At 55.0% G+C, this 11,876-nt stretch carries 11 protein-coding genes; 8 read left to right on the forward strand and 3 right to left on the reverse strand.

All coding sequences use genetic code 11. The annotated features are described in order from the left end of the window. Nucleotides 1-89 precede the first annotated feature (89 nt). The 3 genes from M3200_RS02385 to M3200_RS02395 all read right to left on the reverse strand — a co-directional run bounded on the left by M3200_RS02385 (nucleotide 90) and on the right by M3200_RS02395 (nucleotide 3,567). Nucleotides 90-974, reverse strand: a complete 885-nt coding sequence (locus M3200_RS02385; RefSeq protein ID WP_022381941.1) for a LysR family transcriptional regulator — start codon at nucleotides 972-974, stop codon at nucleotides 90-92. 87 nt (nucleotides 975-1,061) lie between these two features. After that, a complete protein-coding gene (locus M3200_RS02390) occupies nucleotides 1,062-2,135 on the reverse strand; it encodes a 3-dehydroquinate synthase family protein (RefSeq protein ID WP_022381942.1) in 1,074 nt (357 codons plus the stop codon). 94 nt (nucleotides 2,136-2,229) lie between these two features. Then, a complete protein-coding gene (locus tag M3200_RS02395; protein WP_022381943.1) occupies nucleotides 2,230-3,567 on the reverse strand; it encodes an MATE family efflux transporter in 1,338 nt (445 codons plus the stop codon). 524 nt (nucleotides 3,568-4,091) lie between these two features. Between M3200_RS02395 and aroF the strand changes: the two genes are divergently transcribed. The 8 genes from aroF to M3200_RS02435 all read left to right on the forward strand — a co-directional run bounded on the left by aroF (nucleotide 4,092) and on the right by M3200_RS02435 (nucleotide 11,786). Further along, nucleotides 4,092-5,108: a 3-deoxy-7-phosphoheptulonate synthase gene (gene aroF, locus M3200_RS02400; RefSeq protein ID WP_022381945.1), complete on the forward strand. Its 1,017-nt coding sequence runs from the start codon at nucleotides 4,092-4,094 to the stop codon at nucleotides 5,106-5,108. A 149-nt stretch (nucleotides 5,109-5,257) separates the two neighbouring features. Then, on the forward strand, nucleotides 5,258-6,154 hold the full coding sequence (locus M3200_RS02405) for a prephenate dehydrogenase (RefSeq protein WP_022381946.1): 897 nt from the start codon (nucleotides 5,258-5,260) through the stop codon (nucleotides 6,152-6,154). Next, nucleotides 6,108-7,175: a 3-dehydroquinate synthase gene (aroB, locus tag M3200_RS02410; RefSeq protein WP_022381947.1), complete on the forward strand. Its 1,068-nt coding sequence runs from the start codon at nucleotides 6,108-6,110 to the stop codon at nucleotides 7,173-7,175. The genes M3200_RS02405 and aroB overlap by 47 nt, the downstream gene beginning before the upstream one ends. Before the next feature lie 10 nt (nucleotides 7,176-7,185). Next, nucleotides 7,186-8,472 carry a 3-phosphoshikimate 1-carboxyvinyltransferase gene (aroA, locus tag M3200_RS02415; RefSeq protein WP_022381948.1) on the forward strand — a complete coding sequence of 429 codons (1,287 nt, stop codon included), beginning with the start codon at nucleotides 7,186-7,188 and terminating at the stop codon, nucleotides 8,470-8,472. Nucleotides 8,473-8,481: 9 nt separating this feature from the next. Continuing rightward, nucleotides 8,482-9,582 (forward strand): chorismate synthase, encoded by a 1,101-nt coding sequence (gene aroC, locus M3200_RS02420; protein WP_022381949.1) that lies wholly within the window; start codon nucleotides 8,482-8,484, stop codon nucleotides 9,580-9,582. Continuing rightward, nucleotides 9,572-10,438: a prephenate dehydratase gene (gene pheA / locus M3200_RS02425; protein WP_022381950.1), complete on the forward strand. Its 867-nt coding sequence runs from the start codon at nucleotides 9,572-9,574 to the stop codon at nucleotides 10,436-10,438. The genes aroC and pheA overlap by 11 nt, the downstream gene beginning before the upstream one ends. Then, nucleotides 10,435-11,295 (forward strand): shikimate dehydrogenase family protein, encoded by an 861-nt coding sequence (locus M3200_RS02430; RefSeq protein WP_022381951.1) that lies wholly within the window; start codon nucleotides 10,435-10,437, stop codon nucleotides 11,293-11,295. Before pheA ends, M3200_RS02430 begins: the two co-directional genes overlap by 4 nt. Then, nucleotides 11,292-11,786 (forward strand): shikimate kinase, encoded by a 495-nt coding sequence (locus tag M3200_RS02435; protein ID WP_022381952.1) that lies wholly within the window; start codon nucleotides 11,292-11,294, stop codon nucleotides 11,784-11,786. The genes M3200_RS02430 and M3200_RS02435 overlap by 4 nt, the downstream gene beginning before the upstream one ends. The last annotated feature ends 90 nt before the right edge of the window (nucleotides 11,787-11,876 follow it).

Raw genomic sequence — 11,876 nt, forward strand, 5'->3', positions numbered from 1 at the left:
ACCAAGTACCTGAAGGACTGAGGAAATAGGATCGTAAGCAGACCAATAAAAAATGCTGTGAAATCGAATCGTGATTTCACAGCATTTTTCTATTTCTCCCCTGCTTCCCGGATCTTTGCGAGGAAGGCTTCTGCCGGGGCGGAGAGGATCTGATGTTTTTTCCAGACGAGGGAAAGGGGCGAGGTGAGGAGCGGAGAGAGGGGACGGAAGGCGAAGGGACTGTCCTTTCCTGACGGCGCTATGTGGTCGAAGCAGAGGGCATAGCCCAGGCCCGAGCGGACCATGAGGGAGCCGTTGAAAAGGAGCGTGTACGTCGCGGCGATGTGGAGGCGGCTCATGGGAAATCCGAGCCAGCCGGAAAGCTCGTCGCGTGAGAGTGACTGAGAGGAAAGGATGAGCGGGATGCCCAAGAGATCTTCTGCCGTGATGGCCTTCTTTTGTGCCATCGGATCATCCTTATCCATGAGAAGGCCCCATGTGTCATGGTTTGGAAGAGGGAGGGAGTAGTACCTCTCGGTATTTTCCGCGCCCATGAGGACGGCGAAATCAAGAAGGCCCTTGTCGAGGCGGTCCATGACGATTTCTCCGTTTCCGCTGAAGAAATGGGGAATGATTAGCGGGTGCTCATCCTGCAGAACTTTCAGTGCATCTGTCACAAAGGACAGCGCTTTGCTTTCCCCGCAGCCGAGGGAAAGATCGCCGCTTACTGTCTTCTCGCCAAGGGAACGGAATTCCTTCTCCGTGATCTCAGCCAAGCCCACGATTTCCTCAGCCCGCTGCCGGAGGAGCAGTCCTTCGCGCGTTAAAGACAGCTCGCGCCCGCCTCTTGAAAAGAGCGTCTGCCCGAGTTCTTCTTCAAGCTCTCTGATCTGGCGGGAAAGCGTCGGCTGCGTCAGGTGCAGCGCCCGCGCCGCCCTCGTCACGCTTCCTTCCTGCGCGACGGCAAGAAAATAACGGAGTACACGGATTTCCAAAATATCAGATCCTTTTCGCCAAAAGACTAACACAAAAGGAGCTGTGAATGACGATCACTCGTTTTCACGGCTCCTTTCTTCGATTTCTTATTTCGTCTTCACGTACCTTGGAAGTTCTTCGACGGGTACGGTGTGGAGGAAGCCTTCTCCGATTCTCTTGAGGAGTGTCAGCTGGATTTTTCCTTCGGTGATGCGTTTGTCCTTGTACATCTGGGCGGTGAGGATTTCATCCGGGATGTTGACAGTCGTCGGAAGGGAGAGGGATTTCAGGACGTATTCGAGGCGTTCTGAGGTGCCCTGCTCGGTGAGGCCCAGGAGTTCGGAGCGGCGGGTCATGAGGTTCATGCCGATGGCTGTGGCTTCGCCGTGGGTGATCTTGGCATCGTCATAGCGGTAGCAGCGTTCGATAGCGCCTCCGATGGTATGGCCGAAGTCAAGGATGCGGCGTTCACCTTTCGCGCCCGGGTCGATTTCTACATAGTGGGCTTTGATGGCTACGCATCTCTGGATGATTTCCGGAAGGACGCGGAGGATGTCCATGTCAGAGCCTGCTTTTTCGAAGAGTTCGAAGAGGTCCTTGTCAGCGACGCAGCCCAGTTTCACAGCTTCGCCAAGTCCGTTGTGGAGGTAGCGGCGCGGGAGGGATTTCGCCATGGAGGGGTCGATGTAGACGGCAGCAGGCTGGTAGAACATGCCTACGAGGTTCTTGCCGGCTGTGATGTCCAGGGTGACCTTTCCGCCGATGGCGCTTCCGATCTGCGAGAGGACGGATGTCGGGAACTGGATGTAGCGCACGCCCCTGTGCCAGGTGGCTGCGGCAAATCCGGTGACGTCGCCGACGATGCGGCCGCCCAATGCGATCAGGATGTCGTCATTTCCAAGGCCGAAGTCTGCCAGCGCTCCGTAGATGCTGTTGACGATCGGAAGGGAGCGAGATTTTTCCGTCCCCGGCACGACGATCATTTTCGCCTTGATGCCTGCTTTTTCCAGTGAGCTGACGAGACGCATGCCGTACAGCTTGTCGATGGTGTCTTCTGTGATGACGGCTGCTTTTTCAGCGCCGGTCAGGTCCGCGATGGCGGAGCCTGCTTTGTCGATCAGTCCGCTTTCAATGTGGACGTCGTAGGAATCGCTTCCCAGATTGATGTGGATTTTTTTCATAATCCGTTCCTCCTTCAAGTACGCTCTCTTTGCTTTCATTATAGCATGAAGAAAGAAAAAACGCCCATGAAATGGGCGTAAATGCTGTGCCATATTAGGCCATATCGGCGAGGATCCTGTCCCAGCCGCGGGCTTTGAGTTTCCTCATGAAATAGCTTGCGCAGGTGGCGCGGATCATCTGGTCGAGGACGAGTGCCATCCATACGCCGGTGAGGCCGAGGCCGAAGCCGTAGAGGAAGAGGCCGGTCATAATCGGGCGCAGAAGTGTCACGGAGAAGAAGGAGTAAGCAGCGACTTCCGCTGTCCTTCCGCTGCCGCGCAGGATGGAGGATCCGATGACGCCGTAGGCTTCCGGGAAGGAAACGAAGGCTACGAAGATCATGATGATGGAAGCGGCTTCAGGCGCGATGCCGTCGCCGGAATAGATGGTGAAGATTTCATTCCTGAAAATGAGCGTCAGGACGAAGACGGCGCAGGACATGTAGAAGGAAAGGCGCATGCCGCTCTTCTTGTATGCTTTCCAGTCTTCTTCGCTGCCGCGGCCGCAGGACTGTCCGGCGGTGACCATGCTTGCCTTGCCGAAGCCTGTGATGAAGTCCCAGTAAATGTCGCAGATATTCATGCAGACGCTGTGGATGGCAAAGGGGATGGGGCCAAGGCCTGCCGCCATGCGGGAGAAGATGACCATGCCGGCTCTTTCGCTGCCCTGCTCGCTAAGGATGCTGCCGAAGATTGGAAGTATCTGGCGGAAATAATCCTTGTCAGGGACATAGGAGCTTTCGGCGAAGAATCCGTCGCCCCTAAGGATTGCCGCTGTCGCAATGAGGGTGAAGAGGGTGGCAAAGACGGTGCCGATTGCGGCTCCGGCGACGCCCATCGCAGGGACGGGGCCGATGCCGAAGATCAGGATGAAGTTCAGGATGACGTTGATGATATTTCCTGCCACATTCGTCTTCATGATGACAGCCGTCTTGCCATAGCCAAGCTGCACGGCCTGGAGGATCAGCGTCAGTGAAGTGAAGTATGTCGCAATGAGGGCCGGGACGCTGTAGTCCATGGCCAGGGAAATGTAATCAGGGGTCGCTCCCATAAGGTAAAGGATATCTTCCAGGAAAAGGAAGAAAAGGATGTGGAGCATGCCGAGGAGCAGGGCGCAGACGGTGAGGGATTTCTTCATGATGGAAGAAGCCGCCTCTTTTCCTGCTTCGTCTGCTTTTCTCGAAACAAGGAGCGTCACCGAGGAGGCCAGCGACCTTGAGAAGCAGAGGAGCACGAGCCTTGGCTGGGCGAAGATGCTGACCGCTGCGATCGGGAAAGCTCCGAGCGTGCCGACCATGATGAGGTCCGTCGAGGCGAGAAGGATCATGAAGAGCCCTTCGAAGGCGGCCGGCAGTGCGATTTTCAAATAGGATTTATCGTAAGAATTGGTCATAAGATTCTCGTTTCTTTTTGCATTTCTGACAAAAAGCCCGGTCTCTTTCGTGAAATCGGGCAATTCGTTCTAGTTGTATTCTATCTTAAATGAGAAACTTTTTCAATCTAAAACGGTCGATATACACCGACGAGAACTCACCGTCCCGTAGGAAACAGTTCGTTCAGGAAATGAATTTCCATGCCTTGCACGGCATATGACAAATATTTCATGCGATTTATGCATACTATTTGACAGAGTTTCTGAAATCAGCCTATACTAAACCAACATCTAAGAAGGGAGGGGTCATCATGAGACAGGCAGCTATGGCAGCAGCATACGTTTATTACCGCGGTTATTACTTTACCCGCGGCTATTTAGCGTACCCGTCTCATGAGCCATAACCCTACCCTTTACCGGACGATCAGGACAGACTCAGGAGAGCCTGTCCTTTTTTTATTACCCGGAAGCAGGATGGAAGCATAGAGCAAGACCAAAGAAACCGCAGTAGCGGATGGAGCGCCCAAGGGGCAAGGAGGATTATTATGATTATCGTTATGAAGGAAGACACACCGGCACTGGAAATTGAACGTATGGTGAAATCTCTCGAGGACAGAGGATTCCAGATCGACAAGAGCACCGGGTCAAGAAAAGTCGTACTGGGACTTGTGGGAGACACATCGGCCCTCGATGAAAGGGATTTCATGGGCCACGAATGGGTCGACCGCGTCATGCGCGTGCAGGAGCCGTACAAGAGAGCGAGCCGCGCTTTCCATCCGGAGGACACGATCGTCGATGTCTCCGGCGTCAAGGTCGGCGGAAAGAAGCTCGTCGTCATGGCAGGACCGTGCTCGATTGAAACGCCCGATCAGATCCACGGCATTGCCAAAGAAGTGAAGAAATCCGGCGCAGCTATCCTTCGCGGCGGCGCATTCAAGCCGAGAACGTCCCCGTACTCTTTCCAGGGACTTGGCGAAAAGGGGCTCGACCTTCTTCTCTCGGCCGCCCGCGACAATGACCTTCCGGTCGTCACCGAGCTCATGAGCGCAGACAAGATCGGCACTTTCCTTGAAAAGAAGATCGACCTCATCCAGATCGGTGCGAGAAACATGCAGAACTTCGACCTTCTGAAAGCCGTCGGCCGTCTGAATGTGCCGGTCCTCCTGAAGAGAGGCATGTCCGCCACGATTGAGGAATGGCTGATGAGCGCCGAATACATCATGAGCGAGGGCAACCACAATGTCATCCTCTGCGAAAGAGGCATCCGCACCTTCGAAAAGGCGACAAGAAATACGCTTGACCTTTCCGCCATCGCCGCCGTCAAGCGCATGAGCCACCTGCCGATCATCGTCGATCCAAGCCATGCGACGGGCAAGAGATGGATGGTCGAATCCATGGCCATGGCAGCCATTGCAGCCGGCGCGGACGGCATCATGTGCGAAGTCCACAACGATCCGGAAAATGCATGGTGCGACGGCGCTGAATCCATCACGCCGGAGACCTTCGACCACATGATGAAGAAGCTCCGCGAGATCGCACCGATCGTCGGACGCGAACTGTAAGAAGGAAATCCGCAGTATATATAGTATAAAAATAAATATAGAAGCAGAGCAGAACAGGAAAAAATACTATTTCCACGGATTTTCATTTTCGTATACAATAGAGTAAGAATCAGTGAATTTCATAGTCAGGCAGAAAGAAAAGGGAGAATATGAGTACAAGTGACTTCAGCAAGATTACCGTCGGCGTCATCGGGCTGGGCCTTATGGGAGGTTCTTTCGCCAAACGGTTCAAGGAAATCGGAAACAGGGTCATCGGAATCAACCGCACGAAGAGTGCGGAAGAGGAAGCCCTCCGGATGGGAATCATCGATTCCGCAGATCCTAAGGATCTCAAAGAGTGCAGGATCGTCGTCTTCTGCACGCCGGAGAAAGCGACGAAAGCATTTCTGGAAGAGAATCTTTCTCTTCTTGCCAGGGATGCCATCCTGACCGACATCGCAGGCGTCAAGGACGGCTTTGCAGACATCGCAGAGTCTTTGATCCTTCCGACGCAGGATTTCATTTCCGGCCACCCCATGTGCGGCAGGGAAGGCGCAGGCCTTTCGCAGGCATCGGCAGATATTTTCAAGGGCGCGAATTACATCGTGATCCCGAGGAAATCAAACAGGAAGGAAAATGTCGCACTCATCGAAGAGATGATCAGGGCGCTGGGCTGCGCGCATGCACCGGCCGTGACGGCCCATGAGCATGATGAAATCATCGCATACACGAGCGACCTGCCCCACGCGGCGGCAGCGGCTCTGATGAACAGCGCCTCCTACAGGAAGGACACGAACCGTTTCACCGGCGGATCCTTCAGGGACGAGACGCGCGTGGCAGATATCAATGAAGAACTCTGGACATCGCTTTTCCTGTCGAACAGGGAAAATGTCCTTACGGAAATAGAACGATTCGAGGCGGCGCTTGAAACGCTCAGGCGTGCCATCGAAGAAAAGAATGAAGACAGCATACGGACCTTCCTTTCGGAAGCGGGCCGGAGAAGAAGGGAATGGGACAGCCATGGCAGTAGTGAATATGGATCTCGGGAAAGAATCGTACAAGATTGAAATCGAAAGAGGGCTTCTCCCTCATATCGGGGAAAAGATCAGGAAACTGACAAAGGCGCAGAAGATCGCCGTCATCACGGACAACCATGTCCAGGCGATTTACGGGGACAAGATCCGCGAATCCCTGCAGCAGGGCGATTTCCACGTGCGCATCATTGAAATGCCGGCCGGCGAGGAGAATAAGAATATCCACGTCCTGGAAGGCGTCTACAATGAGCTCTGCGACTTCAACCTTTCAAGGGACGATGCAATCGTCACCTTCTCGGGCGGCGTCCCGGGCGACCTTGGCGGATTTGCGGCGGCTTCCTACATGAGAGGCGTGCCCTTCTTCCAGGTGCCGACGACGATTCTTGCGCAGATCGACAGCTCGGTCGGCGGAAAAGTCGCCATCGACCTTCCCGGCGGCAAGAATCTGGCGGGTGCTTTCTACCAGCCAAAGGGTGTCTTCATCGACCCCGACCTCCTCGATACGCTTCCCACGCGCTACGTCCATGACGGCCTCGCAGAAGCCCTGAAGTACGGATGCATCGGCGATCCTGAGCTCTTCGAGCTTCTGGAAAATATCGGAAGCGAGGAAGATCTCCGGAATCATATGGAAGAAATCATCCTGAGGAGCGTCCTTCAGAAGAAGAAATTCGTCGAGGAAGACCGCTACGACAATGGCAGCCGTCAGATGCTGAACTTCGGCCACACGATCGGCCATGCCATTGAAAGGTATTTCAACTACTCGACCTACACCCACGGCGAAGGCGTTGCCATCGGCATGTGCCTTCTGACTGAGCAGACGGAGCGGCTGGGCATCACGGAAAAGGGAACGGCAGAACGCGTCATCCGCGCCGTCCATCATCTCTCCCTTCCGACTTCGATCGCCATTCCCGCTCTGGAACTCATCCCGCAGATCATGCATGACAAGAAGCGGCGCGGCGGAGAAATCACCCTCGTCGTACTGGATAAGATCGGAAAAGCTCACCTTCTCAAAGTGAAGACGAGCGAGCTTGATAAATACATCGTCACAGAATAGCAGGTGCATCATGATTATCAAAATCACACCGCAGACATTGGACGGCACGATCCACGTTCCCGCGTCAAAGAGCATGACGCACAGGGAACTCATCGCCTCCGCGCTTGCCAAAGGTTCGTCGACTCTTCGGAACGTCACCATGTCCAAGGACATCGAAGCGACCATCCGCATCCTATGCCAGTTCGGCGCTGTCATCGATGTGGAAAAGGGAGAGAAGGAAACCCTTATCCATGTCACGGGCGGCCTCAAAAAGCAGGAAGGGACGATCATCGCCGATGCCGGCGAATCAGGCTCGACGCTTCGTTTCCTCATCCCGATCGGCATTTATTCAGGAAACCGCGTCCAGTGGACCGGACACGGACGCCTGTCTGAAAGACCGCTCACGCCTTACTACGACCTTTTCGATGAAAAAGGCATTGCGTACCAGGCTGAATCCGGAGGACTGCCTCTCACCGTTGAAGGAAAATGGGAAGGCGGCCTTTTCGAGCTCCCGGGAAATGTGAGTTCGCAGTTCTTCACGGGCATCCTCTTTATCCTTCCGCTCCTTGCAGGAGGCTCCGCTTTGGAAAGCACGACCGAGGTCGAATCGGAAGGCTACATCAATATGACGATCGACACGATGCGGAAGAGAAATATCGCGCTGACGCTCCGCCGGGCAGGCCATTATGAAGTCTTCGGCCCGCAGGAGTACGAAGCGGCTGACACGGCGGTAGAAGGCGACTACTCGCAGGCCGCTTTCTGGCTCGCAGCCGGGCTTTCCGGAGGAACGGTCAAGCTGACAGGGCTCACAAGAAATTCCCGTCAGGGCGACCGTGCCATCCTGGATATTTTGATCCGCATGAATGCGTTCCTAGCTTTTGAGCATGACGACATCATTGCCGTCGAGAGCCAGACAGAGGGAACGGTGATCGATGCCAGGGACTGCCCGGACCTCGTGCCCGTTCTGGCCGCGATGGCTTCCGTCAGCAAAGGAAAGACGGAAATCGTCAATGCAGCCCGCGTCCGCCTGAAGGAATCCGACCGGCTCCATGCGATGGCCGTCGAGCTGAATAAGATCGGCGCGAAGGTGGAAGAAACAAAGGACGGCCTTATCATCGAAGGCGTGCCGGCCCTTACCGGCGGCACCGTTTCCTCCTGGAACGACCACCGCATCGCCATGGCGCTTGCTGCCATCTCGCCTCGCTGCAAAGATTCGCTCATCATTGAAGGCGCCGAAGCCGTCGCCAAGTCGTACCCGGGCTTCTGGGACGATTTTGCCTCGATTTCCCGCATTCCGCCTGAAGTCATCAAAGAATAAGGAGGGCTCATGGGAAATACATTCGGAAACACGCTTCATCTCACTATCTTCGGCGAATCCCACGGGACCGCCATCGGCTGCGTCATCGACGGCCTTCCTGCCGGGATAGCCATCGACTGGGACAAGGTCTCCTTTGAAATGCGCCGCCGCGCGCCGGGTTCTTCCCCTCTGGCAACGCCAAGGAAGGAAAAGGATGAATTTGAAATCCTTTCCGGTTACTTTGACGGCCACACGGAAGGGGATTCCCTTGCCATGCAGATCAGAAACGGCGACCAGCACTCGAAAGACTACAGCCGTCTCAAAGATGCCATGCGCCCGGGTCATGCCGACTACACGGGCCATGTGAAATATGACGGATACAACGATTACAGGGGAGGCGGCCACTTCTCCGGACGCATCACCGCGCCCCTCACCTTTGCCGGAGCCATTGCGAAGCAGATCCTTGCCAAAGAAGGCATCGTGATCGGAGCCCATGCGCTTTCCGTCGCAGGCATCATGGATTTCCCCTTCGACCCGCTGGGAGAAGAACCGGATCTCTTTGAGAAACTTTCCTCCATGCGCCTTCCCGTCATTGACGGCGAGCAGGGGGCAGCGATGGAAGAAGCTATCCTTGCTGCGCAGAAGGAAGGGGACTCCGTCGGCGGGCAGATCGAATGCATGGCACTTGGACTTCCTGTCGGCATGGGCGAACCCTTCTTTGATTCCCTCGAAAGCGAAATGGCGCACATGGCATTTTCCATTCCGGCCGTGAAATCCATTTCCTTTGGCGACGGAGAAACGCTCGCCGGCATGAGAGGCTCGGAAGCAAACGATCCCATGCGCTATGAAAACGGTAAAGTGAAGACAATCACAAACCATAATGGTGGCGTCCTCGGCGGTATTTCCAACGGGAACCCGCTCCGCTTCACCGTCACGATCAAGCCGACGGCCTCCATCGGAAAAAGGCAGGAGACGGTCGATATTTCCAAGAAGGAAGACACGATGCTGTCGATCGGCGGACGCCATGACCCCTGCATCGTCACGCGTGCCATTCCCGTTGTCGAGAATGCCGCTGCCTTCGTCCTGCTGGACCTGCTTCTCACGGGAAGGAGGTACCACTATGGCCGATGAAATGAAAAAACTCCGCGTCGGATGCTACGGCGCGAAGGGCTCTTACACGTATGAAGCCATGGAGCGCCAGTTCGGCGAAAGAGAGAGGGAAGAGCGCTACTACCCGCTTTTTGAGGATGTCCTCAAAGCTGTCTCCGAAGGCGCCATCGACTACGGCGTCGTCCCTATCGAGAACTCCTCGACCGGCGGCATCACTGAAGTCTATGACCTCATCATGAAGTATGACTGCGCCGTCGTCGGCGAGCAGCTGATCAAGATCGAGCACAACCTTTTGGGCGTGCCGGGCGCGACGATCGAGGATATCGACACCGTCTACTCGCACCCGCAGGGCTTTGCCCAGTGCCGTCCCTTCTTCAATGAGCACAGGGACTGGACGCTGAAGCCGTATTTCTCGACCTCAAGGAGTGCCGAGAAGGTTGCAGAGGACGGGAAGAAGAACCAGGCGGCCGTTGCAGGAAGGGCTGCTGCCAAGCTGTACGGCCTTTGCATCCTGAAGGAAAATATTTTCTTCAACGACAGCAACTGCACCCGCTTCTTCGTCATCGGACCGCACATGGAAATCACGGAGAAGTCCGACAAGATCACCCTCGTCATTGCCGTACGCCACGAGCCGGGCGCCCTTTACCACGTCCTAGGCTACTTCTTCTACGGCGGCATGAACATGACACACCTCGAATCCCGTCCCATGGCAGGGCGGCCCTTCGAATATTTCTTCCACATCGACGTCACCGGCCGGCTCATGGACCCGTCCAACCAGCACACGCTGAAGGGCCTCGAATCGATGTGCACCTATTTCAAAATACTGGGAAACTATCCTTCCTGTATCAGTGAAGAGGAAAGAAAGGAGCAGCGATGAAATTTGGGCTTATCGGAGAAAAGCTGGGACACAGCCTTTCCCCTGAAATACATCAGAAAATTTTTGAAAAACTGGGCATCCGCGGCACCTACAACCTGCTTCCCATCGCCAGGATGAATCTGAAGGATACCGTCGAAACCCTCCTTGAAAGCATGGACGGCTTCAATGTCACCATCCCTTACAAGACAGACATCATGCCCTTCCTGGATGAAATATCCCCCGAAGCCAGGACCATCGGCGCCGTCAATACCGTCGCTGTCCGTGACGGCAAACGGTACGGCTACAACACTGACTATGATGGATTTGCGAGGACGCTCGACAAGATCGCGGCCGATGTCAAAGGCGAGAAAGTCTTCGTCATGGGCCATGGCGGAGCCTCCCGCGCCGTCGTCCAGTGCCTCCACGACAGAGGCGCAGGCGCTATTCTTATCGTCAGCCGCTGCCCTGAAGCCGTTGATGAATCCTTCCAGGAATTTGCGGAAAAGAGAGACTGCCTCATCATCGACTACAGCATCCTCAACCAGGAAGACGGCTACCTCCTCGTCAATGCCACTCCCGTAGGCATGTACCCGAAAGCAGGCTTTTCCCCCGTGCCTGCCGAGGTCGCTGAACGCTTCGACAAGGTCATCGACCTCATCTACAACCCCTCCGAGACAAAACTCCTCTCCGATGCCATGAATGCCGATAAATCAAACGGCCTCTACATGCTCGTCATGCAGGCCGTCCGCGCCGAAGAAATATGGCTCGGCCACGACATCCCTGAATTCGTCGCCATGGAAATCGTCGAAGAAATGAAGCAGCTCCAGGAAGAACGCGTCGAAGCAGAAAGAGCGAAAGAAAAGAAGGCAGGCCTATGAGGAACATCATCCTGATCGGCATGCCCGGAAGCGGCAAGACCACCTTCGGCAAAGCCATCGCCGAAAGACTCGGCCGCCCCTTCATCGATGCCGACGATTACCTCGAAGAAAAAGAAGGAAGAACCATCGCCTCCCTCTTCGCCATTTCCGAAGACGCCTTCCGCGATGCCGAAGAAAGAACCATCCGTGACCTTTCCGAAAAGGAAAACCTCGTCATAGCCACCGGAGGTGGCGTCATCAAAAGACGTGCCAGCATAGAAAACCTCAAGAAAAATGGCCACATCTTCTTCCTTGACCGCGACGCCAAAGATATTGCCAGCGACGTAGAAGTAGAAAAACGCCCGCTCCTCAAAGACGGCCCCCAGAAAGTCTACGACCTCTATCAGGAACGAATCACCCTCTACCGGAACGCCGCCGACACCATCATAGGAAACCATGGAACCGAAGAAGAAGTCCTCGAAAAGATCCTTGCAATCATTGAAGGACTGTAAAAAAGAATATAAAAGTAAAAGAGCCATGAAAATGAACATTGATCTTCATGATTCTTTTTTGGCTCTTCACGGAAATTTGGGGGATGAATA

The organism is Dialister sp. CAG:357, assembly GCF_000435155.1.
GTDB lineage: Bacteria > Bacillota > Negativicutes > Veillonellales > Dialisteraceae > Dialister > Dialister hominis.

Excerpts from the sequence above, each read along its gene's own strand:
- M3200_RS02390 (WP_022381942.1), bottom strand. The coding sequence starts at position 2,135 with ATGAAAAAAATCCACATCAATCTGGGAAGCGATTCCTACGACGTCCAC.
- M3200_RS02395 (WP_022381943.1), bottom strand. The coding sequence starts at position 3,567 with ATGACCAATTCTTACGATAAATCCTATTTGAAAATCGCACTGCCGGCC.
- aroF (WP_022381945.1), top strand. The coding sequence starts at position 4,092 with ATGATTATCGTTATGAAGGAAGACACACCGGCACTGGAAATTGAACGT.
- M3200_RS02405 (WP_022381946.1), top strand. The coding sequence starts at position 5,258 with ATGAGTACAAGTGACTTCAGCAAGATTACCGTCGGCGTCATCGGGCTG.
- aroB (WP_022381947.1), top strand. The coding sequence starts at position 6,108 with ATGGCAGTAGTGAATATGGATCTCGGGAAAGAATCGTACAAGATTGAA.
- aroA (WP_022381948.1), top strand. The coding sequence starts at position 7,186 with ATGATTATCAAAATCACACCGCAGACATTGGACGGCACGATCCACGTT.
- aroC (WP_022381949.1), top strand. The coding sequence starts at position 8,482 with ATGGGAAATACATTCGGAAACACGCTTCATCTCACTATCTTCGGCGAA.
- pheA (WP_022381950.1), top strand. The coding sequence starts at position 9,572 with ATGGCCGATGAAATGAAAAAACTCCGCGTCGGATGCTACGGCGCGAAG.
- M3200_RS02430 (WP_022381951.1), top strand. The coding sequence starts at position 10,435 with ATGAAATTTGGGCTTATCGGAGAAAAGCTGGGACACAGCCTTTCCCCT.
- M3200_RS02435 (WP_022381952.1), top strand. The coding sequence starts at position 11,292 with ATGAGGAACATCATCCTGATCGGCATGCCCGGAAGCGGCAAGACCACC.